Origin of the sequence: Blautia sp. AF34-10 (genome assembly GCF_003477865.1) — a bacterium.
Lineage (GTDB): Bacteria > Bacillota > Clostridia > Lachnospirales > Lachnospiraceae > Fusicatenibacter > Fusicatenibacter saccharivorans.
Map to the genome: position 1 here is coordinate 16,941 of NZ_QUED01000026.1, position 23,014 is coordinate 39,954.

Consider the following 23,014-nt stretch of genomic DNA (forward strand, 5'->3'; position numbering starts at 1 on the left):
ATTCCCGGTTGAAATAAGGATAGACTCCGCCTATCCTAACAATTAAAGTAGTATAAAGGATTGCCCACGGAATGTCAAGAAAAAAAGAAACGCAGGAAAGATTTTCTTTTTCACAAATCCTTCCTGCATCTTTCTCTTATTTTTCCTTTATTTTTCGGATGAGCTTCCTGTCAGTGCTTTCTTTTTCCAATTTCCTTTTTTATAGAAAATCAGCGTCAGAAGCGCACCCATGCACCAGCTTACCAGCATGGAAATCCAGAGTACCTGATATCGTCCGTTTGGCAGCTCCGGCGTTCTGGTCAGAAAGGCCAGACCGTATGCCAGCGGCACACGGATTACAACGGTAACAACCATCGAAATCCACATCGGGGTCATCGTATCGCCTGCTCCACGCATGACGCCGGAAAGCGACTGTGTTATTGCCATGGCAATATAGCCGACCGCAAGGATCTTCATCATATTGGCACTTAATGTTACGAGCTCTGTGGTATTCGTAAAGATTCCCATCAGATGATGGCCGAAAATAACAATTAAAAGGGTAATGGTCGTTGAGGTTCCGACTGCAATCAGTGTTCCCTGTTTTGCGCCCTGCTCTACGCGGTCCATACGGCGTGCACCGACATTCTGACCAGCATACGTTGTCATCGCGGTACCAAACGAAAAGTTCGGCATCATTGCAAAGCCATCGACACGCATGATGATAACATTCGCGGCGATAACCATTTCACCGAAGCTGTTGGTCAGCGACTGTACGATAACCATCGCCATGGAGAAGATCGCCTGGGTAATACCGGACGGCAGACCAAGGCGGATAATTTCCATCGAATACTGTTTTTTCATTTTCAGGTATTTGGGCCTGAAATCAAAAATGTCGGTCATACGCATCAGACGCCACATGCAGAGTACTGCAGAAATTGCCTGCGCAATCACGGTCGCGTATGCAACTCCGGCAACACCCATGTGGAACTGGGAAACGAATACAATATCCAATACAATGTTGATGACCGTTGCCACCAGCAGATAAATCAGCGCCGAAATCGAATCGCCGAGTCCGCGAAGGATACCACATAGAATGTTATAGTACGCACTGCCGGCACAGCCCACCATCAGGATCACCAGATACGAGGTACACCAGTCGATGATAGAATCCGGTGTTTTCAGCATTTCCAGCAGCGGTCTTGAGAGGACGGCTCCCAGAATCATAATAATGATGGAAGAAATTGCTGTCAGCGTGACGCAGTTTCCGATCGTCATCGAAAGCTCTTTTCTTTGTTTTGCCCCAAAATACTGCGACACCATGACGCCGGCGCCGACGGAAATTCCGACGAACAGAACCAGAAGCAGGTTTAAGATCGGGCTGGCGCTTCCAACTGCCGCAAGCGCGTTGTCCCCGACATATTTTCCGATTACAATACTGTCAACCGTGTTGTAGAGCTGCTGGGCAATGTTGCCGATCAGCATAGGGATTGTAAAAGCTACAATCTTTTCCCACGGCTTTCCCACCGTCATGTCGGACGGTGCGAAAAGTTCTTTGATAGTCATACACTACACTCCCTCTTTTGTTTTTTTATTCCCAATACCTCTAAATGTCAGTATAGCATAGAAAAAGTACCCGTGATATATCAATATTGGCATATCATAGGTACTTTTTTGACTTATTTTACTTACTTGTCAGCCGCGTTCCCACTCATTCAGCATCTGTTCCAGCTCCTGCAGGCTCTCCACCTGGTTGATCGCTGCGCGCAGTTTCGCCGAGTGCGGGAATCCCGCCGTGTACCACGCAACGTGCTTCCGCATCTCGCGGATGCCGATCGCGCCGCCTTTGTATTCCACCTGCATGCGCGCATGGCGAAGCATCATCTCTTTTACCTCATGCTGCGTCGGCTTTGCAAGTGTTTCTCCGGTTTCCCTGTAATGAAGAATCTGTTTAAAAATCCACGGATTTCCTTCCGCGCCGCGGCCAATCATAATGCCATCGCAGCCCGTCTGTTCAACCAGCGCTTCGGCGCTCGCCGCATCAACCACATCGCCATTTCCGATGACCGGAATCGAAACCGCTTCTTTTACCTGACGGATGATATCCCAGTCTGCTTTTCCGGAATAGAACTGTGCCCGCGTTCTTCCATGCACCGCAATCGCAGCCACACCGCAGTCCTCGAGAATCTTTGCAATCTCCACAGCATTCGCCGACTCTTCGTTAAATCCCTTTCGAATTTTAACTGTCACCGGCTTTTTCACTGCCTTTACCATACCGGTCACAATCTTCCGCACCAGCGCAGGATCCTTCATCAGCGCGGAGCCCTCGCCGTTGTTGACGACCTTCGGCACCGGGCAGCCCATGTTAAAATCCAGAATGTCAAACGGCCGCTCCTCGATCTGTGCGGCAATCTGCGCCAGAATTTCCGGATCACTGCCAAAAAGCTGGAGCGATACAGGATGTTCACCCGGATGAATCGTCATCAGATCCTCGGTATTTTTGTTCTTATACAGAATCGCCTTCGCGCTGACCATCTCCATACAGATCAGGCCTGCTCCCTGCTCCTTGCAGAGAACGCGGAACGGCAGATCCGTCACACCTGCCATCGGTGCGAGCACGAGCGGATTTTGCATTTCCACATTTCCGATTTTCAGCGGAGACATCGTCTGGAGCGTACGTTTCTTACTTTCCATCCGGCTTCTCTCCGTCTTCTTCTGCGAACGCTTCCTCCGGCACTTCCTCGCCGAGGAAGAAAACGCGGTAATACAGCTCCAGAGATTCCAGCAGATCCTTTTTCTCCTCCTGATACTGCTTGATCCGCAGCGCACCGCCGATCTCATCGTACATCGCATCCGCATCTACAGCCTCTGTTTCGAACTGCAGACTGCCGTCACTGTCAAACCACATGGTGAAAATGCCGCCGATTTCCACGGTGAACATAACGCACATGATATGAAGCTCATCCTGCACGGACTGCGGCAGGGATGCAAAATCCTGGTTAAAATAATATTTCTGCTCATACGCACTCGCTCCGCAGAGCACTACTTTTTCATCATCTGAATACATATATTTTCCTTTCCTGATCCAAGTTTTTTATACATAACTGTACAGGCCGCGCACTGAAACCTCGCCGGAATGCACTTCCGCGATCGTTCCATCCTCTTTTCTCACACGCAGCTCACCCGTCGACGTGATGCCGAGCGCCACACCCTCGAACGGCTCTTTCGGATCCAGCACACGCACCGGCTGATCCTTATTTGCAAGTACAGCCTCATAGGCTTCCTGCAGCGCCGAGAGATCTCCCGCCTCCAGGAATTTTTCGTAATTCTCCTCGAACGCCTCCAGCACCGCTGCGACTATTTTCGCCCGATTGACCGGATGCCCCATTTCGATCGCCAGTGACGTCGCGATCTCAGCAATTTCTTCCGGAAACTCCGTCTGGTTCACATTGATTCCCGTTCCAATGACGACATAATTGATGTAATCGATCTGTGCACTCATCTCGGTTAAGATTCCGCAGAGCTTTTTCCCGTTCAGCACCGCATCGTTCGGCCACTTAATTCTCGTGTCGACGCCGAGCGCTCTCTGTACCCCCTGCACAACAGCAAGTCCCATCACAATCGTCAGCATCGGCGCTTTGGCCGGCTCGAGATCCGGGTACAGCAGGAGGGACATCGAAACGGAAGTTCCCTCCGGCGATTTCCAGACTCTTCCGCGGCGGCCTTTTCCAGCGGTCTGCGTCTCGGCCGTTGTCAGTGTACCGTTCGGCGCTCCTTCTTCCGCCAGGCGCTTCGCCCACGTATTTGTCGAATCTACTTCATGGCTGTAATAGACCGTCTGTCCAACATATTTCGTATGCGTGCGGCTTTCCAGCTCGTCCTTCGTCATCAGATCCGGCTCGTTCAGCAGACGGTAACCTTTATTCTGTACCGCCTCGATCTCGTATCCTTCCTCTTTTAACTGATTCATGATCTTCCACACTGCAGTACGGGAAATTCCAAAATGTTCACACAAATCCTGACCCGAAACATTTTCTCCTGATTCTCGCAGAAGGCGCAGTGTCTCAGCTCTTTTATTTTCCAGCATATGATATCTTCACACTCCTCACATAAACCAACAGCAGCGCTGCGAAAGACGTGCTCCGCAGCGCTGCTGTACGTGTCTTGCCATTCTTCTATTATACACAGTCTGTTCCGGTTTTTCCACCAGAAAGTTTATGCACCAAGCGTTGCTGCCATCACAGCTTTGATCGTGTGCATGCGGTTCTCTGCTTCCTCGAAGACTCTCGACTGTGCGGACTCAAATACCTCATCGGTAACTTCCATCTCATCCAGTCCGTAACGGTCGTGGATCTCTTTTCCAATCTTTGTTTTCAGATCGTGGAACGACGGCAGGCAGTGCAGGAATACCGCGGTATCCTTGGCATTTGCCATTGCTTCTTTTGTCACGCGGTACGGAGTCAGATCGTGGATTCTCTCCTCCCATACGCTGTCCGGCTCACCCATGGATACCCAGACATCCGTATAGATAACATCGGCGTCTTTCGTTCCCTCTTTTACATCCTCGGTGAGGGTGATGGTTGCGCCGCTCTCCTTTGCATACTCTTCACACTGTGCAACGAGTTCCGCGTTCGGGAAGTATTTCTTCGGTGCGCAGGCTACAAAATCCATACCCATTTTTGCAGATGCAATCATCAGGGAATTTCCCATGTTGTAGCGGGCGTCGCCCATGTAAACGAGTTTGATGCCTTTTAAGTGGCCGAACTCTTCCTGGATTGTCAGCATATCGGCGAGCATCTGGGTCGGGTGGTACTCGTTGGTCAGTCCGTTCCATACCGGGACTTTGGAATATTTTGCCAGCTCCTCTACGATCTCCTGGCCGAATCCACGGTACTCAATTCCCTCATACATTCCTGCAAGAACGCGGGCCGTATCTTTGATGCTCTCTTTTTTACCGATCTGGGAACCGGTCGGGTCAAGATAGGTGGTTCCCATGCCGAGATCATGTGCGGCTACTTCGAAGGAACAGCGGGTTCTGGTGCTGGTTTTCTCGAAGATCAGCGCAACGTTTTTACCGCGCAGGGTGTCCACCGGAATGCCTTTCTTTTTCTTATCCTTCAGCTCTGCGGACAGATCCAGCAGATAGGAAATCTCTTCCGGGGTGAAATCCTTTAATGTCAGAAAATCGCGTCCTTTTAAATCCATGGTGTGTTCCTCCTTAAATATATCGGTATGTAATGTATTTTTATCGCTTAAGATGGTTTCTATTATGAAACAGGCCGGCGCATCTGTCAAGGGGTGAAATGTATATTTTTACGTATTTTACTTGTATTATTCATAATATATGTATTTTTATACATTTTTATTCTGTTATTCTTACCGGCAACTACAGAATCTGCCAGTGGCAGCTCCCTCCGGATGCAGAGCAATAAAAAATTCTCCCGTGTCCGGCATGATGCGTTTCACGGGAGAATCCTGCTTTTTTATTTCTGTCCTTCTTTCCCTGCCGGGCCTTTCTGCTCTTCCACGATTCCCTTGAATGTGGTAGCCAGACTTGCCAGTCCCTGCAGATCGGACGGAACAACAATCTTCGTTGCTTTTCCATTCGCCAGAACACCAAGTGCCTCGAGACTCTTTAAGGTAAGAACCGCATCGTCAGCACCTGCCTCTTTGATGGCACGGATACCATCGGCATTTGCCTGCTGTACTTTGAGGATCGCCTCCGCCTGGCCTTCTGCCTCGCGGATTCGTTTCTCTTTTTCTGCCTCAGCACGAAGAATCGCTGCCTGCTTCTCTGCCTCTGCATCCAGGATCGCAGACTGTTTTTTACCTTCGGCAACCAGGATGGTCGATTTTTTCTCACCTTCTGCAATCAGGATTGCTTCACGGCGTTCACGCTCTGCTTTCATCTGTTTCTCCATGGCTTCCTGAATGGCTGCCGGAGGCATGATGTTTTTCAGCTCAACACGGTTGACTTTAATGCCCCACGGGTCGGTTGCGATATCGAGAGCTGCCTGCATCTTCGTGTTGATAATCTCACGGGATGTCAGTGTTTCGTCCAGCTCCAGATCTCCGATGATGTTTCGAAGTGTCGTTGCGGTCAGGTTTTCAATGGCCATCAGCGGATTTACAACACCGTATGCGAACAGCTTCGGATCGGTAATCTGGAAAAATACGACCGTATCAATCTGCATCGTAACGTTATCTTTTGTAATGACCGGCTGCGGCGGGAAATCCACCACCTGCTCTTTTAAGTTCACGCGGATTGCCACGCGCTCGATAAACGGAACCTTAAAATGAAGACCGGTTGCCCAGGTGCCTTTGTATTTTCCAAGACTCTCAACAACGTAAGCACTGGCCTGCGGCACGATCTTCACACACGATGCTGCAATAAACAGTACAATCACAAGAAGAAAAATCATTAAAATTCCTGCAATTCCTCCACCACTCATGTTTCATTTCCTCCTTCTTTTTCTTTGACCTTTACAATCAGCTTGACGCCTTCCACACGGAGCACTTCCACCACGGTCTCTTTCGGGATAATGCCTCCTTCGCTTTCCGTTCTCGCAGTCCAGGTGTTTCCGCCCAGCGATACCTTTCCGGTGCCTGCCAGGTTGGAAATCTCTTCTGCGACGATCCCTTCCATTCCAATCACGCGGTCTACATTTGTTTTTAAGGTATCCTTATTCAGGAAACGGACGGCTACAGGACGTGTAAAAATCAGAAGTATCAGCGATACAACAAGAAAGCAGACCATCTGAATTACAAATCCGGCTCCGCACATAGCTGCGATCAGAGCAATCAGGGCGCCGCCCGCAAACCAGATGGTTGCCAGACCTAACGTTGCCGCCTCAATCACCAGCAAAACCACAAGCGCAATCAGCCAGTACACTGCATATTCCATGCTCCTCTCTCCTTTCCGATTTCTTGGCTGTTGGATTCATGATACTATATGAGAATGAAAATAGCAAGCGGAGAGGTGGAATATTCAGAAAAAAGACAGGATTTTAAGAACTGGTCGCACAGAGACAGCGCAGAAAACCCGATCTTCTTATTCTTCCATCACATCTTTTCATTTTAAAACGGCTACAACCATTCTTTACACACTCCTATCTGTTGTGATGCAGTTATAGAAACGAAGAAATTTGTAATGTTTAAAGCGTTCGAAAAAGCAGATTACATTTTCATAACGTTTTGCACCTGTGTGAAGTGAAAGGAATGGCTATAAAAATGAAAAACTGGAAAACAGCTCTTTCAAGAAGGAAATAAAGAAAGGAAATATAAAGACTGATTTTTTATTTATAAACTATCAATTCCAAGGCTTGACATCCATACAAAAACAGCTGCCACAACAAAATACATATGCATCTGTATAAAAAGTACCAAGGTAAATGCTAATAATTTCCAAAACAGCGATTTAATCTGCCTTGTATAACGAATGCACTCTTTTAGTGTCAGTTTTTGTTCTACAAACGGGTTTCTGCTGTATTGCTTTAATATCTTCGCCGCGACACGAATTTTTTTCCCTTGATATGTCATTTCTTCTTTGGCAAGATACATTGCACCAATGAGCAGATGAAAGAAAATCAGATCTCCATATTCTCTGGAAAGATGCTTTTCTTTCAGAAACTGTTCAAAATCAGATGCAATCAAAATCCAGTTTCTCATCAGATTCTTTTTCGGTTGATATGTCAGGGACTGGAGATTTTCACGGTAAAGAACGATGCTCTGTGGGACAAAAGCATATTTCGGATGGCATGCACAGCATCTAAAATTATGTGCCTTGTCTTCGGCGTAACTGTATGGGGGAATCCACAAATCGTGAGACTCCAGAAAAGATTTGCGGTAGAGTTTTCCCCAGTCGTAAGAAAGCGTTCCTTTTTGAAAAAATCCATGAAACCGGAACTCTGCGCTGTCCGGGTTTTCTTTTTCCAGATTACTGCAGCATTTCACTTTTTCGCCATTCGCCCTCCATCTGCGATATGTTCCGATCACAATATCTGCCTGCTCTCTTTCTGCCCGTGCGGCAAGGGAACGTATGGCAGATGAATCGTCCAGCTTGTCGTCTGCATCCAGGAAGAGAAGATATTTTCCTGTTGCTTCTTTTATCCCTGCATTTCTGGCTGCTCCACTGCCTTTATTATTCTGATGAATCACACGGATTCTTGGATCTGCTGCAGCAAGTTCCTCACACATTTGATTGGAACGATCTGTTGAACCGTCATTCACCAAAACAATCTCCAACTCTGAATAGTCCTGTTTTCGTACGCTCTCAACACACTCCGTCAGAAATTTTTCCGCCTGATAGACCGGAATAATCACACTTACCAGTGGATAAAACATCTTTTTTCTTTCCTCTTCTCCTATTCTTTGTACCCAAAATATAGCGGATTTTTAAAGAAACGTCAACTGAACTTTGCTTTCTTTTTGTTTTCATTTACAAATGTCTCAGCGTATTGATTCCTCCATTATTCTATAAAACAAGCTATTTCTCATCCACTCTTTACACCACAGTATATGTTGTGCTAAAGTTATAAAAGGGTCAAACATTTGCACACCCATTCCTATTTTTCCTGAAAACATTTTTCGGATATATTCTGCACGTTGGACATTACTGGCAGTATTCCTACTTAGCAGTTGCATCAATATATGGCTTTGGCGAACAGATCATAAAAAAATACGTTTTATCTGTCTGGATGCTTTTGTCATGTTGTTAATCATGAATCTTGGAAATGGATATATCCATTATTACCAGATGCTATCTTAAATAAAATACCAGAAAATGAGCGGTCCAGTGTATATAATTATGAGACAAGTTCCCAATGGCTGCTGTCTGGACTTGAACCTTATGACAAATACTGTATTACAGCAGACCATTTTTCGATGCTTTCAAATGAAATTTTTCAGCATATTCAAAATTTATTCGAGCACAGAGAGCCTATGTACATAGTAACAGGGCGCAATGTGCAGATTCAAAACCAAATTGTACAAACATATCTGGAAAAAGATTATACTGAATTGTATACCAACAACATTTATACATTATATCAAAAAATTCCTTAAACACTAAATAAATCGTTCTCACTATTAAAGTAAAGAAAAAAATATATCAACTTCTACAAAGAAAATTGAACAACTTTGACAATGTAAACTGATTTTTTGTACTGTTTCGTTATCGAAAGTATACTGTTTTTTTTGGTACAATATACGAAAGGATCGTTACAAATGAAAAAACAGATCATTGATTTTGTCATCACATGGGTGGACGGATCAGACCCCTTATGGTTTCGCCAAAAACAGAACGCCAAAAAAAAGCAAGGAGTTTCTGTTGATATCGACGACCGTATTGAACGCTATCGCGACTGGGAAATTCTAAAGTATCTATTTCGTTCGATAGAAAACTTTGCTCCATGGGTAAATAACGTATATTTTGTAACATGCGGTCATCTGCCGGCGTGGCTCAATACAGAATGTCCAAAATTGCAGATTGTTTCACACAAAGATTTTATTCCCGAAAAATATCTCCCCACCTTTAACTCGCATTCCATTGAGTGGAATTTCCACCGGATAAAAAATCTGTCGGAACACTTTGTTTATTTTAATGATGATATGTTTTTGCTGCATCCAATAAAGCCAACCGATTTTTTTGAAAACGGAAAACCCGTTGATATGCTTGCCCTGCAGCCCGATGTTGCAAACGTAGAAGATACCATTATGCCATATATCTATCTGAACAATACTATGCTGCTTGCCAAGTACTTTGACAAACGGGAAAACATGAAAAAGCAGCCGGGCGCCTATTTTCACATCGGATATCCTCCCATGTACTTTGGGTATAATCTTCTGGAAATGGCATTTCCACGATTTACCGGTTTTTACACCGTTCATGGCCCGTCTCCTTTGAAAAAGGAGACTTATCGTTTCTTCTGGGAAAAGGAAGAAGAATTGTTAGACGGTGTCTGCAGCCACCCATTTCGTCATAAAGATGATGTGAGCCAATATGTTCTGCGGGAATATCAGAAACTGAGTGGTGATTTCGTTCCAAGAAACACGCACAAGCTCTGTAAATACTTCAATTTAAAACCGGAGAACCCGGAACTGGTAAAGGCAATTGCAAAGCAGACTGCAAAATGTATCTGTATCAATGACAGCAATTTTGAAATCCCATATGAACATGTAAAACGGGAACTGAACGATGCCTTTTCCAAACTTTTTCCGCAGAAATCACAGTTTGAAAAGTAAATTTTGTTCCATATTCAGAGGCGGAAATTTATCTGCATCTATTTTGGCATTACGTTATCGGAACGTTCTTATTTTTTAATCGAAATAGTAACATTTTTACCCCAAATCTATTGACATTTGCGGGATTTTCCTCCTATAATAAGAATTGTAACCAAGGATGATTTTGCAAGAAAAGGACGTGAATATATATGACTAAAAATTACACAAAACCAATCGTTACAATTGATTCTGGTATGGCAGAAGGTGTTTATGCGGCAAGTGGATGTCTCGTTGGTAAAATCGCCGATGAAAGCTATGAGGGTGGTATGGGTAATAAATATCGTTTTGCTGTTTATTACACCCACGAAACCAAAGAACATTCCAATACTGCCCAGACTGTTGTTGTAAAATTGAACGCACCTGTTAATGTTGTTGACGGAAGCGCACAGAACTTTTTACAGTCCGGCAACGGAACTGATACTTTAACTTTTGTCAGAAATTCTTCCATGAATAACAGTGGTGCAGATCAGGGTATGTTCAATGTTGTCGTACAGCCTGTTACTGGAGATGCGTCTTCTTTGAAAGCTACTTTAGTTTCTATAACTGACACTGGATATACCGTATAAGTTGTTCAAACTGAAACATTAATTTTCGTCAGATTATAAAAAAGCAATGGGGTTCTGCAATATGCCCCATTGCTTTTTTATTTTTAGAAATCCTTCTCCATCTCCAAAATCTCTTCCTCTCCCAGCACTTCACACTTTTTCCCTCGAATCGCATATACTCTCGTACAGATTCCAAGCACCGTCGGCCGGTGTGTCGTTACAATGCAGGTTCGCGGATACGTATCTGTCATAATATTTTTCAGCACTTTCCGTTCCGTCGCCACATCGAGCGCCGAAGTTGCTTCATCCAGCAGCAAAATCGGAGATTTTCGAAGCAGTGCACGCGCAATCGAAAGCCGCTGTGCCTGTCCTTCTGAGAATCCGCCGCCGCGTTCTTTCACCATACTTTCAATACCATCCGGCAGTTTCTCCACAAATTCCCATGCACATGCCAGTTTCAACGCCTCCACGATCTCTTCATCTGTGGCTTCCGGTTTCACATTTCGCATATTTTCTGCAATTGTTCCTGAAAACATCGTATTCCCCTGTGGCACATAAGAAAACAATTTCCTTGTGGACGGCGACAGTGCAATCCGTTGTTCTCTGTCTTCCCCTGCACCAATCCATGCTTCTCCCCCCTGGGCACGCAGCAAGGATAAGATCAGCCGCAGCATCGTTGTCTTTCCCTCGCCGGACGGGCCGACGAGTGCAATAATTTCATGCGGCCACGCTTCCAGTGATGCTTTCGAAAACACTTCTGTTCCCGTATGGTAGGTATAGCTCAAGTCCTCCATAGCAAGCCCGATGCCGCTTGCCCGGTATTTTTCTGCAAACTGCTCCACTTCCCGATCCGCACTGTAGTCCTCCTGCGGCATCTCCACAATATCCATCAGACGGCCGGCTGAGATGCCAAGAGAAATCGCCGATGGCACAAGGCTGACCAGCGAATTGACGGAACCCGTCAGTGTACCGGACAGAGACAGAAACATGGTCATGGTTCCGTAAGAAATTGCCCCGCTCCAGACACGGTAAATTCCCCATCCGTAGCAGCTGTAAGATACAAGATAGCTGATTAACGTCATCAGAAGCGAGGTTGCAATCGACATTTTCTGGAAATCCAGGCGCATTTTGATGTATTCCTGCTGCAGATTTTTCAGGCGATCGACATAAAAGCGGATCATATCGAATGCCTTGATTGTCTGAATATTGGAAAATGCTTCCTGATTAAATCCGTAAAGTTTCGCACTCATCTGTGCGCTCCGCTGGTTATTGTTCGTCATCCGGCGCAGCAGCGGGCGGGACAGAAGCGCACTGAACGGGATGCCAAGCAATGCAAAAATGGCAAAGGTGGGATCATAATGTACCACAATCGCCAATGCACTGATAAATTTCACAGTATAGATCACAAGATTCGGCAGCCAGTTCAGGATACCACTGGAAATATTTGAAGCATCAGAACTCCACCGTGTTACCAGATCTCCGGTATGATACGCTGTCAGCGATTCCCAGTCCGTGACCAGAATCTTGGCAAAAATATCATTCTGGATTTCGCGGTCTACCTTCAGGTTAATCATCGTAGATGCATACGCAGATGCCTGCGAAATCAGGGTATTTCCAAAAGAAAAGCCGATCATCAGTGCGAAGGTCTGCAAAAGTTTTCCTGTCTGGTGCCCGGTGATAATATCAACCAGATCTTTCGATATCACACTGGACGCAAGAGAAACACCGGTTCCGAAAACACCAAGTGCGGTATAGAAAATCATGGCTTTCCAGTATCGTCTGGCATACTGTGCAATCCACAGAAATTCTTTCCACATCTTCTGAAGCATTTCCGCCTGGAGGCATTTTTTTATTTTTGTCCACAAGTTGCTCATTTTAAAGCCTCCTGCGCAAGTTCATCCTCCGTGATTCTGTGATGCATCACTTCTGCCGCTGTATCATTTTTCGTACAGCGCAGGAAGTAAACCGGCTTTTCATTTGCAATTTCTTCCGCAAAAGCAAGATTCTTTTTCATCAGCCTGCCGTCCAGGGCGGCGAGATCATCCGCTGCATCACACGGAGTGTTTTCTGCTCTTTCGTCAGGGAAACGATTTTATCCTCCGGCGCTTTTTCCAGCAGCACAATCCCTCCCAGCTCTTTCTTTTCGACTGTGAAAATTTCTGATGTGCCGCACCACGGGATTCCGTATACTACAAACTGATCGCCCTCTTTTCCTATGAGGTTCAGATCTCCGTTCAGAAACGGCGTGTCAAACAGTTTTTTCCAAAGTGCCGTATGAGTCGATTTTCCCATTCCCGACGGACCGGAAAACAGCCATGCTTTTTCCAGATAAAGAAGAGATGCGGAATGCAGCACAAACATGCCTTTTTTCTGTGCCAGGAACAGAAATACCGGCCGGATCGCCAGAAAGAGGGAATCCTGCTCTTCTTCTGTCATAGGCAGACGGTAATAAATACAGGCGAAGCTTCCATCCGCTTCCATCCAGATTTCATAGATATTTTTAAGAGCCGGGAACCAGAGGACATAGCCTTCTTCCCACGCGCAGACTGTCAGATCTTTATTCCGGATCAGAATGTTTCCATTCTGGTGGCTTTCCGGTACATGCTCGATCAATTCTAACGTGAGATCCGCCGCATCCTGCCTATTTTCTGTTTTTATCACCGTTTCTTCCACTTCTTTTTCTCCTGTTTTTTTCGCTGCCTCTCCTTCTGTTTTCTCTGTTGCTTCTTCCTTTCCTCTTTTCTTCTCAAAAGAAGCAAACTGTTTTGGAATGCAGCCCTCTTTTCCATAAACAGCAATGGAAATTCCTGCGATCTTCAATTCTCCGGCGCAAGTTCCATCCGGAGAACCAAGTTCCCGTCGTACCGCACCAAAGGCAAGAAGCTCCTTCACAAAAGCCTGAATATCTTTTTTCAGTTCCTCCTGCTCTTCTTCCGGCACTTCATAACAGCGAATCATTTTCTGCTGAAGTTCTTCCATTGTTTTTGGTGTTTCCAGCGCTTCCCAGAGAATCCGTGCGGTCTCATTCAGCTCCATTCCTCGCTGCTGGTCTGCTATTTTCTGCCCATAAGGCAGAAGATAATGTGTGTTCCCGATTTTCTGCAGTAAATATCCTTCCTGCCTTCTGATTCTCATAATCTGATTTCCCTTCCTGTGTTTGTTTTCTTATATTTGCTGTCTTTCGTTTTGTATGTAAAGTTATGCTTTTTCTGCTCATCATCCTTTTTATTTTCAGGGTAAGCTGTTATAATAAAATTCAGGTAACTATTCAGAGCCACTCGTCAAAATGCCACGCATTTCGTCGGTTCGGCGTATCCGCCAAATGGAGTTTTTTATGTACACTTACGATATTGAACAACTTTTAAAAAACGGTTCTGCCGTCAAACTGAAACCGCAGGGCTACAGTATGTATCCTCTTTTTCTTCCGGGCCGGGACGAAGCTGTCATTGAACACTGTGTTCCTTCCGAACTTCATCGCGGCGATGTAATTCTGTATCGCCGTGTGCAGGGAATCCTTGTTCTGCACCGCATCTGCCGAATTACCAGGGATGGCTTCTATCTGGTCGGGGACAATCAGACCGAAGTGGAAGGACCTCTTTCCCCGGAGCAGATTCATGGAAAACTGACTGGTGTCGTACGCAATGGAAAATCGTTTTCTGTTTCGTATCCAATTTATCGGATGCTTTCTTCCATCTGGCTCTTTTTACGCCCTGTCCGCCCGTTTTTCTGGTCGGTAACGGCTTTTTTCCGCAGGTTTTTTCAGAAGCACTGATTTTTTCATTGTCCTCTCCGAATTTTTTTCAAAATGCACAGAGAAATTTCTATTGCATCAGGCTTTTCGCATTCCCTTCACCATGGTTACAATGCTCTGAAGTCTCCAGCCTCTTCCAAAGATCACCAGATCCAGCAGCAGCGGAATCGCAATACACAGGAGAAAGCAGACGCAGAACAGAAGCATACCGCCTGCTCCGTATATCAGTGGTACGATTTTCTGCATCAGCAGAACTTCGCCCGCTATGACTGCCAGATACTCTCCGATATCCTGCGCATACCGCAGCGCCTCTCCCGGCATCTCGAGGAAATCCCGGAAATAAATGATATACCGATACAAGATCTGCAGCAGATAAGACAGTAAGGTTCCAAGCAGAACGCCTGCCATCCCATACGGTTTTACAAGTGCCAGTGACACGATCAGATTAAGAAGTGCGGAGGATGCTCCGACATTTTTCTCTTTTTCAAACAGTCCCGTCACGCCCATCACAAGGCTGAGCGGCAATCCCATAATTCGAACCAGCAATACTACAATACAAAAAACAGTAATTCCCCAGCCAAGTTCGTAGGAAGGACCAAGCCAGATATCACGGACAAATGGTGTAATCAGAGAAAACAGGCCAACCGATACAACCGACGCAATGCAGAAAAAGCCAAAGGTCAATTGCCGCAGAATCTCATAATTTCTCTGACGATTTTTTTCTGTAAAATAATCTCCGACCGTCGGCTGGATCGTATTCGCAAGGATCGTGAGAATATTGCTGATCGCCTGCGTAATCATACAGTAATTTGCATATCGTCCTACCGTACCGACCCCGATAAAACCGGAAATAATCAGGTTGTCCGTGCAATACAGCATTTTTTCTGAAATTCTGGAAATAAACAGGCTTTTCAGATCTCTTACAATTCTTTTCGTCAGAGACGATGTGCTCTTTTCTTTTCTCCGCTGGCGCAAAAACGGATATTTCTGCTCCACATACCAGCTGATCCAGATATTCAGCACGACTTCCGTTACGGTTCCAATACCAAGCGCCAGCAGATAATTCTGTTCCCATGTAACCAGCAGAATAATCGCCAGATAGCTGACCACATTTAAAATCAGTCCGGTGATGCTTGCAATGTATTCTTTCTGATCCGCAATCAGCAACGACTTCCGGTACGTTAAAAGATAAGAAAGAACGGTTCGAACCAGCCACATCGCATACAGAACGCGGATATAGGATAACGAATAACTGTTATTTTTCATAAAAAGGTGGATGAACGGCAGAACCGCCATTCCCGCCGCAAATACAAGAACAGCAAAGACGTGATATGCCTTTCGGTAAAGATTCATCAGCGATGCAATCTCTGCCTCATCCTTTCTTGCAAGCGCGCCATACAAATGGTAAACGATTGCCGTGGATATGCCAAGCTCCGTCACGGAAAGGATATTGATGACATTGGAAATAACACCATTCATTCCAACCAGCTCCGCGCCCATGTACAGGTTCATGGCACGCTGGCTGAAAAAGCCGAGGATCAGAAGCGCAAACTGTGAAAGCATACTGAAAAAACTGTTTCGGAATAAATTTTTAATGCGCATAAGTTCCTCCTTCTTCTCGTTTTTATAACATGCTACGCGGGTAAACAGTTCCGTAATTTTACATCACTCTTATTTTCCACTGTTTTCATGGATTTTGTAACATTAAAATGGTATCATATATCTAATACCTGCTATCGTTGCTGCCGTTTCCAGATACCTGTGAATGGCAGTATCCCTTTTGGAAAGGCTTTCCTTTATGAAAACAAATAGAAAAAAATCATTTTCTTATCTTCTGTTTTTTCTTCTGCTTCTGGTATTCCTTGCACTGTTCGCATTTCTTGGTATCCGTTCTTTTTATCGTGCGAATTACATGCCGGAACCATGCACAGAATCCGCAGACGAGTTATCCAATCCATACATTGGATTTTATCACATGTATGGCTATGTTCTTGGAAGCGATTCGCTCTCGAATCTTCCTGCCGCCTCTGATTCCGACGCCAAAAACAGGCAGGGAATTGTCATGCTGGAAGTGAATCTGCAGAATTTTTCAAACGAAGATCTCTCCGATTCAGCTCTTTCCCAGCTTGATACCATTCTCTCTGCCTGGCAGAGACATGGCAGTCAGGTGATCTTACGTTTTCTCTACGACTGGGATGGAAAAGCAATGGAAACAGAGCCGCAAAGTCTGGAGCAAATTCTGCGTCACATGGACCAGACAGCTGAAGTTGTAAATCGCTACACGGACTGTGTTTTTCTGATGCAGGGCATTTTTGTCGGAAACTGCGGGGAAATGAACAATTCTCACTACATGTCCGATGAGGACTGTACTACCCTGATGCACCATCTGGCAGAGGTAACGGATCCTTCGGTTTTTCTGTCTGTCCGCACACCGGTACAGAGGCGGAAAATTCTGGATTCCTCCGAACGGCCGACAAAGGAAACAGCTTTTGATGGTTCGCTTTCCTCCCGGCTTGGACTGTTTAACGATGGTATGCTCGGAACGGCCAACGATACCGGCACTTATGGTGATACCGCTGCCTCCGCAGACACTTACCGTTCCGCCTGGGTTCGTGAGGATGAGCTTTCCTTCCAGAATGAACTCTGCAATTTCGTCCCAAACGGCGGCGAGGTCACTCTGGATAACCCATTGAATGATCTCGCACATGCCATTCAGGATTTATCGCGCATGCATGTCTCCTATCTGAATTCGGAACACGATCCCGCGGTTCTGGATAAATGGAAAGCAGCTGCTTACAAAGACAAAGCTTCCGTTTTTAACGGATTGTCCGGCTATGATTATATCGAGCGTCATCTGGGATACCGCTATGTCATCCAGGACACTGCTTTGGATTCGTCTGATTTTCAGATACGGCTGGAAAATGTTGGTTTTTCTGTCTGCTATCGAAAACTGGATTTACAGCTCACCCTGGTTTCTTCCGATGGTGAGGTTTTCTCATTTCCCATCTCTTCGGATTCCAGATTCTGGATACCGGGGACTACTGCAGAGCTCTCTATTTCTCTCCCGCTTGCGAGACTCACCAAAGGCAGTTATACGGTATATTTCCAGATGACGGATCCTGTTCTGCAAAGGGAAATTTTGCCCGCAAACACATTTTCTCATGATACGCATGGATTTTCGATTGGTACGCTCGAAATCAGCAAATTATATTAAAACAATCGGGTCAATTTTGAAAATTCCCAAAAAGGGGCGTCCCTGTTTTTCTCCCTGATTGGCAAATGAAATAGTTCTTCCATCCCGCCTGCGGTACAGCGCCAGATACAGTTTCTGTTCTTCTGGTTCTGCTAATTCCGCAGGCAGTTTTATTTTCTGGCAAAGAGTGGTTTTTTCTCCGCTCTTCCAGAGTCTCGCATCTGTTGCAATCTGTATTTTTTTCTGAAGCGTTCCGTTTCTTTCCAGCTCCAGATAACAGTCTGCCTCTTCGGTCAGTTCTGCAAATCCTTTGTTTTCCAGTGTAATCTGAAGTTCTTCCCTTTCCGAAACAAACTCCACACCTTCCACAACAAACCGATAGCCGAGACGTTTTCCAATTGCCTCCAGGCCGCTTTCGTCCTCGACCGTTTCTGCTTTCCATTGTTCCAGCCGTCGTAAATCATACGTACTGTTCAGATAGGAAATATGCATTCTTTCGAGATCCGCCATTGCTTTTGGGGCCGAGACGAAAGGAGCCGGTTCTGCCCCACTTCCCCATATGGCCTCTCCGCCGCAAAATTTTCCGCACATTTCGTTTTTCTGCCATTCCAGTTCTTCTTCCCGGCTGCAGATTTTCTGTCCCGGTGTTTCCGGTGACAGTGTGCCATACGTTCCAAGATCCGTTTCCGATCCGAATATCCCATCGTTAAACAGAGTCAGTTTTTTCTTTTCCTGCTCCGTCCATCCCAAAGTCAGTTCCCGCCACTGCGCCGGTTTCCGCACTGCAACCGGGCAGGCGCCGTCCACTGCTTTTATCATGGTATCGGTCAGGGTTCGAAAGGCATCCGGGGTCAGATAACGGGAACCGTGCATTTCGCCCCAGTTCCCGATCAGAATTCCCTGTACTGCAAAAATATCGTCCGCATATTCCCGAATGACTTCTCCGATCTGCTGCATATGTTCTTCCACCAGACGGATACTGCCCGGCTCTTTCTCCAGTCCTTTTCCCTCAAGATCATAGGAAAACCGCAGGATCATTCCTTTTCTTTTCTCCCGAAAAAATGCCAGAATCCTTCGAATCCATTCCAGAGACGGTTCTGAAATCGGCTTGTCCCGGAATGCTCCGATATCAATTCTGAGAAGGACAAGTTCTTCCTCTTCACAGGCGATGTAGAGCGGTTCCCCGGTTTGCGCCGCGTTGAAAGTATATAAATGATACCAGCCACACCCGGGATTCTGTATCGCTTTCCTGCTTTCCTGAAGTATCGCTTTCTGGAAAAGCTCTTTTTTATCCTGTTTTCCCCGCAGTTCTGGAAATTCTTTCTTTTCTGCCCTGCCTTTAGCTTCTCTTCCCTTCTGCCAGCTCAGGATACTTTTTATCTTCTCTCTCCACATCAATCCGTCCTGCTCCTGCATCCATTTTCAATACCTTACACCGGAAAATCACAGCCAGGACACTGTAAAACATCCGCATCATATACCAGATTGGCTTCAAACCAGAATGCATGCTTTTCCCCGAAGTCCGAGCATGCATAACAGCTGGAATCTCCACAACTTTAAAATCAAGAAGCAGCATCTGAGTAATCATATTAGTATCCGGATATTTATCATCGAAATGATTATATTTGGAATAGTATAAAACAGCTTTCCGGCTTAAACCCTGCAGTCCGGTTGTCGGATCCGCAATTTTCCGTCCAGTTGCCAAATACAGCATTTTTCGAAACAGGACAAATGCCATTTTTTTGCAAAGGAAACTTCAAACTCTGTACTCCCCTTCATGAAACGGGATCCAAGCACAATGTCCGGCGTTCTTCCATCATCATCTTTTTCCTTTAATCTCTGGTAAATTTTCGGGATATTGCACACATCGTGCTGCCCATCCGCATCCATCTGAATAACATAAGAATAGCCCCTTCGGATTGCATATTTATATCCAAGCTGCAGCCCACTGCCATATCCCAGATTAAAAACATGAGTAACCACCGCACAGCCATATTCCTTCGCCAGCCAGTTGGTATTGTCAGAAGAAGCATCGTTCATGACCAGCACATCAACAATATCTGCTATCTCCGGCTGCGCCAGCTGTTTCATGACCTTTTCTATATTTTTTTCCTCGTTGTATGCCGGAATAATCAGCAGTACCTCTTTTTGTCTCATATGTATGTCCGCCTCATTTCATTAGATTCAGCAGTTTCCAGATTTCCTCTGTCTGACCGTTCATTTTCTGTTTTGCCGCTGCTGCAAGCCGTTCCCGTTTCTTCGGATCATCCAGCAGTTCTTCTACTTTTTCGGCAATGCCTTCCGGTGTCAGCGTACAGAGAAGACCATCTTCCCCGTCCACAATCTGCTCTCTGTTTCCCGCACAGTCCGATGCAATCACAGCACAGCCAAGTGTCTGCGCTTCCTGGATGGCGATGCTTTTTCCTTCAAACCGTGTTGCATGAACGTAGAGATCACACTGTGCATAATAAGGAAACAGATTCTCTTTTGCACCCGGCAGCTGGAAATCTTCCTGCAGGCCAAGCTCTGCAATCTGCTTTTCGAGCGCATTTCTCTCGGATCCCTCTCCCAGTACATACCATCGCGCCTCATAGCCATCTTCGCGGATCTTTTTCATGGCCGGAATTGCGATGTCATATGCTTTCTGATAGGCCAGTCTTCCGACAGTTAAGATTCGAATTCCTGTATAGGAATCTGAAAAACCGCCCGGCAGCTGCGCCTCACGCGCAATCCGGTCTGTATCGAGAATATTGTGAAAAACCTGCACTTTCTTCTCATATTCCGGATAAAATTCCAGAAAATGACGGCGCGTCTCCTGCGAAACGGTAAAGATCTGATCCATCTTTTCGTAGCAGTCCCGATCCATTTCCCTTGTATAACCGGAATTGCCGTATGCAATATGGACAAAGGCAGCTTTTTTCTTAGCATTCACATGATCGGCAACGTAATAAGCAGAACCGCCTTCCAGGTAAGCAACCGCCAGATCGAAGGTTTCCGAAAATCGGTCTGCTCCATCCGAAATTACACGCCAGAGCAGCTTGTCCGGCTGAATGTTTCCAGTTTTTTTCATTCGGAAAAAATTTTGTATCACATATTGCATTTTCTTTATGGTGCGACCATGGCGGAAAAACGCCAGAAAAGATGTCTGTATCAGTTTTCTCCGCCCCGCACCGGACAGCACAGAAGCGGTACAGATTTTCTTATTTTTCACATGTACCCTCTGCGGTACCTGGGAAATCATTTCACCCTGCCCCAAAAGTACGTAAAGTGAAATTTCATATTCCTCCGCATCCAGGCGGCGCAAAAGTTCCAGCAGCGCTGTTTCCGCTCCCGCCCGGCCAAGGGTGTTGATCACAAACAAAATTTTCTTCATTCGTTCTTCCTTCTTCTATTCCCTTATAACTCTCTTGCATTTTTGCCCGTCAGTTTTTCCAGTTCTCTCAGAATTCTTTCATTCTCCTGGTTCAAAAGAGAAACCAGAATCGCCAGTTCCTGGTTTTTCATTAACAGGGAAGAGATCTGAATTGTCATCTGGTAAACGCCCCACAGAACCAGAAGCGCTGTGATCAGAAGAACAACGAGGCTCCCAAGCCCGATCCGGCTGCTCCATCCGGAAAATCTCGGAACCGCTCCGCTTAAGATTGCTGCAATTCCAAGCAGTTCCCAGGTAACTGCCAGGTTTACGGTCAGCTTCTTTTTCGCATGAAGCACGAAGGTAACGATCATAATTCCAATTCCCATCAAAATAACGCAAGCTTTTACAATTGCTGCTGTGCTCATTTACGCTTCCTCCTTCTGCTCTTGCTCTGCTTTTCTTTCATAAACCATACCGGATGGCCGTTTCCCCTTTCCCTGAGGAATCAGATTTCCACGGCAAAAGACATGTCTGTCCATGTTTTTTTCTACCCATCGCAGTCTCGCATATGCCACACTCCATCCTGCAAATGCTCCTGCTATGACCCCGGCGCCATACCAGATCACCGGTAAATGTGTTGCAATCAGACTGCCAATCCATGTCACCAGGCAAAACACGATCGCTGTCCAGATTGCCCCTGTCAGATCGTCAAAATAATACAGGAAGATAATTTCCGCATACATCAGAAACAGAATAAAATATCCAACCGCAAGTGACGGATAAATTTTCAGTGTCATACCGGAAAATCCCTCCCCTGGTAGCAGAATAACACAGATCAGATAAACCACAACAGAAATGATAAACTGTAACCGCGCCAGTGTCATCAGTTCACTGGAAAGCTGACGGAACATCCGTTTCTTCGCATTGTCAATATCGGCGCCTTTTCCGCCGATGACTGCCTCCGAGTACAGTTTATATTTTTCGTGAAAGTTCATCTCCACACGCGCAATAAAGATGATCGTTGCGGAAATGTTGGTAAACATGGCGAGACAGGATGCCATATCGTATGGCTGGTTACATACGAAACTTTTTGCAATCTCCATCCGCATATCCGTTGTCCAGAACACAAAATTGTGAATGTATAACCCAAGGATATACAAAAAGTTTGTAAAAATCAATTTCCAATATTTCCTAAAATACTGCAGTACCGGCCGGTAATGATTGCTATTTCGCACAAAATACCGGCGGATCAGCGCATTTTCCAGCGTTGCCGTCACAAAAAATCCGATCGTCAGAGAAAACAGCATACTCCATGTTGTCTCCCACTTCAGAATAAAGTGTAAAATCAGGGCAAGGACAAATGCCACCAGCATGCCGAAGAAAAAATACTGTGAAATCCGTTGATAATCTTTGCAAATAGAAAGATAAATCATCGAGTAAAAAACAAGCACCAGACTGATATAACCGCAAAAGCCACAGAATACATATGCGGTTGGTACCTTTCCCACAAAATGTTCCCAGAGACAGAACGGAATCCCCAACAGACAGCTGAGACCAATGTTCAGAAGCATACCAATATGATAGCAGGGTAAAATATCCTGATACCGCTCTTCGTAGATCACATCAGACATATAGCGGGACAGCACCGCATTAAACGGGGACGCCGTCAGAAGAGAAAAGATAAAGGTATAAAGAATCGTGCAGGAAAACAGCTCTCTTGTCACATATCCCACACTGGCAAAATCCAGCAGATATTCCATTAAAATCAGATTGATAATGATGACAAACATGGGCGCAACCGTCACTACGGTGCTGTAGAAAAATCCAACCAGATTTGTCGTAAGTGTATTTTTTTCAAAAATCCGATTCAGCCGAACTCCGATTCCTGCCATATCCTCTTCCTCCTTTTTTGT

The 23,014-nt window shown here is 45.7% G+C and carries 21 protein-coding genes; 4 read left to right on the top strand and 17 right to left on the bottom strand.

Annotation, left to right across the window (positions count from 1 at the left end):
- Positions 1-147: 147 nt before the first annotated feature.
- The 8 genes from DWZ60_RS14160 to DWZ60_RS14195 all read right to left on the bottom strand — a co-directional run bounded on the left by DWZ60_RS14160 (position 148) and on the right by DWZ60_RS14195 (position 8,319).
- On the bottom strand, positions 148-1,542 hold the full coding sequence (locus tag DWZ60_RS14160) for an MATE family efflux transporter (RefSeq protein WP_055267420.1): 1,395 nt from the start codon (positions 1,540-1,542) through the stop codon (positions 148-150).
- A 129-nt stretch (positions 1,543-1,671) separates the two neighbouring features.
- Entirely contained in the window at positions 1,672-2,670 is a 999-nt protein-coding gene (dusB, locus tag DWZ60_RS14165; RefSeq protein WP_226906337.1) for a tRNA dihydrouridine synthase DusB, read from the bottom strand.
- Positions 2,660-3,043, bottom strand: coding sequence for a DUF6145 family protein (locus tag DWZ60_RS14170; RefSeq protein ID WP_022461083.1), 384 nt, complete (start codon positions 3,041-3,043; stop codon positions 2,660-2,662). The genes dusB and DWZ60_RS14170 overlap by 11 nt, the downstream gene beginning before the upstream one ends.
- A gap of 27 nt (positions 3,044-3,070) precedes the next feature.
- Positions 3,071-4,063, bottom strand: coding sequence for a biotin--[acetyl-CoA-carboxylase] ligase (locus tag DWZ60_RS14175; protein WP_055220867.1), 993 nt, complete (start codon positions 4,061-4,063; stop codon positions 3,071-3,073).
- A 128-nt stretch (positions 4,064-4,191) separates the two neighbouring features.
- The gene (gene argF, locus DWZ60_RS14180) at positions 4,192-5,181 is read right to left on the bottom strand and encodes an ornithine carbamoyltransferase (RefSeq protein ID WP_055220869.1); all 990 of its coding nucleotides are present in this window, start codon (positions 5,179-5,181) and stop codon (positions 4,192-4,194) included.
- A 278-nt stretch (positions 5,182-5,459) separates the two neighbouring features.
- Positions 5,460-6,428, bottom strand: a complete 969-nt coding sequence (locus DWZ60_RS14185) for an SPFH domain-containing protein (RefSeq protein ID WP_022461086.1) — start codon at positions 6,426-6,428, stop codon at positions 5,460-5,462.
- Positions 6,425-6,880: an NfeD family protein gene (locus DWZ60_RS14190; RefSeq protein ID WP_055220871.1), complete on the bottom strand. Its 456-nt coding sequence runs from the start codon at positions 6,878-6,880 to the stop codon at positions 6,425-6,427. The genes DWZ60_RS14185 and DWZ60_RS14190 overlap by 4 nt, the downstream gene beginning before the upstream one ends.
- 395 nt (positions 6,881-7,275) lie before the next feature.
- Positions 7,276-8,319, bottom strand: a complete 1,044-nt coding sequence (locus tag DWZ60_RS14195) for a glycosyltransferase family 2 protein (protein WP_055220873.1) — start codon at positions 8,317-8,319, stop codon at positions 7,276-7,278.
- Positions 8,320-9,201: 882 nt separating this feature from the next.
- Between DWZ60_RS14195 and DWZ60_RS18735 the strand changes: the two genes are divergently transcribed.
- Both DWZ60_RS18735 and DWZ60_RS14210 read left to right on the top strand, forming a co-directional pair.
- On the top strand, positions 9,202-10,218 hold the full coding sequence (locus DWZ60_RS18735) for a Stealth CR1 domain-containing protein (protein WP_118700176.1): 1,017 nt from the start codon (positions 9,202-9,204) through the stop codon (positions 10,216-10,218).
- Positions 10,219-10,406: 188 nt separating this feature from the next.
- Positions 10,407-10,823 carry a hypothetical protein gene (locus DWZ60_RS14210; RefSeq protein WP_119221908.1) on the top strand — a complete coding sequence of 139 codons (417 nt, stop codon included), beginning with the start codon at positions 10,407-10,409 and terminating at the stop codon, positions 10,821-10,823.
- A gap of 83 nt (positions 10,824-10,906) precedes the next feature.
- Here the strand turns inward: DWZ60_RS14210 and DWZ60_RS14215 are convergent, their stop codons facing one another.
- Genes DWZ60_RS14215 through DWZ60_RS14220 form a run of 3 tightly spaced genes read right to left on the bottom strand, consistent with a single transcriptional unit; the run spans position 10,907 to position 13,937 of the window.
- Complete coding sequence (locus DWZ60_RS14215; RefSeq protein ID WP_119221910.1) at positions 10,907-12,676, bottom strand: peptidase domain-containing ABC transporter; 1,770 nt, start codon at positions 12,674-12,676, stop codon at positions 10,907-10,909.
- Positions 12,673-12,816, bottom strand: a complete 144-nt coding sequence (locus DWZ60_RS17345) for a hypothetical protein (protein ID WP_158565044.1) — start codon at positions 12,814-12,816, stop codon at positions 12,673-12,675. Before DWZ60_RS17345 ends, DWZ60_RS14215 begins: the two co-directional genes overlap by 4 nt.
- A complete protein-coding gene (locus tag DWZ60_RS14220) occupies positions 12,816-13,937 on the bottom strand; it encodes a PqqD family protein (RefSeq protein WP_119221912.1) in 1,122 nt (373 codons plus the stop codon). Before DWZ60_RS14220 ends, DWZ60_RS17345 begins: the two co-directional genes overlap by 1 nt.
- A gap of 199 nt (positions 13,938-14,136) precedes the next feature.
- On the opposite strand from DWZ60_RS14220, the gene DWZ60_RS14225 reads away from it, so the two are divergent.
- Positions 14,137-14,574, top strand: coding sequence for a S24/S26 family peptidase (locus tag DWZ60_RS14225; RefSeq protein ID WP_117813382.1), 438 nt, complete (start codon positions 14,137-14,139; stop codon positions 14,572-14,574).
- 57 nt (positions 14,575-14,631) lie between these two features.
- On the opposite strand, the gene DWZ60_RS14230 is transcribed toward DWZ60_RS14225, so the two are convergent.
- A complete protein-coding gene (locus DWZ60_RS14230; RefSeq protein WP_055220885.1) occupies positions 14,632-16,155 on the bottom strand; it encodes a lipopolysaccharide biosynthesis protein in 1,524 nt (507 codons plus the stop codon).
- A 196-nt stretch (positions 16,156-16,351) separates the two neighbouring features.
- Here DWZ60_RS14230 and DWZ60_RS14235 point away from each other — a divergent pair, with 196 nt between their 5' ends.
- Entirely contained in the window at positions 16,352-17,767 is a 1,416-nt protein-coding gene (locus DWZ60_RS14235) for a DUF4832 domain-containing protein (RefSeq protein WP_158565045.1), read from the top strand.
- On the opposite strand, the gene DWZ60_RS14240 is transcribed toward DWZ60_RS14235, so the two are convergent.
- From DWZ60_RS14240 to pelG, 5 genes are all read right to left on the bottom strand, one after another.
- Positions 17,759-19,141: a DUF4832 domain-containing protein gene (locus DWZ60_RS14240; protein ID WP_055220888.1), complete on the bottom strand. Its 1,383-nt coding sequence runs from the start codon at positions 19,139-19,141 to the stop codon at positions 17,759-17,761. The genes DWZ60_RS14235 and DWZ60_RS14240 overlap by 9 nt on opposite strands.
- Positions 19,142-19,399: 258 nt before the next feature.
- Positions 19,400-19,903: a glycosyltransferase family 2 protein gene (locus tag DWZ60_RS20345; RefSeq protein ID WP_330422354.1), complete on the bottom strand. Its 504-nt coding sequence runs from the start codon at positions 19,901-19,903 to the stop codon at positions 19,400-19,402.
- A 13-nt stretch (positions 19,904-19,916) separates the two neighbouring features.
- Positions 19,917-21,119, bottom strand: a complete 1,203-nt coding sequence (locus DWZ60_RS14250) for a glycosyltransferase (RefSeq protein ID WP_022461100.1) — start codon at positions 21,117-21,119, stop codon at positions 19,917-19,919.
- A gap of 23 nt (positions 21,120-21,142) precedes the next feature.
- Positions 21,143-21,526, bottom strand: a complete 384-nt coding sequence (locus DWZ60_RS14255; protein ID WP_055220892.1) for a DUF2304 domain-containing protein — start codon at positions 21,524-21,526, stop codon at positions 21,143-21,145.
- On the bottom strand, positions 21,527-22,993 hold the full coding sequence (gene pelG / locus DWZ60_RS14260) for an exopolysaccharide Pel transporter PelG (RefSeq protein ID WP_022461102.1): 1,467 nt from the start codon (positions 22,991-22,993) through the stop codon (positions 21,527-21,529).
- Positions 22,994-23,014: the final 21 nt, after the last annotated feature.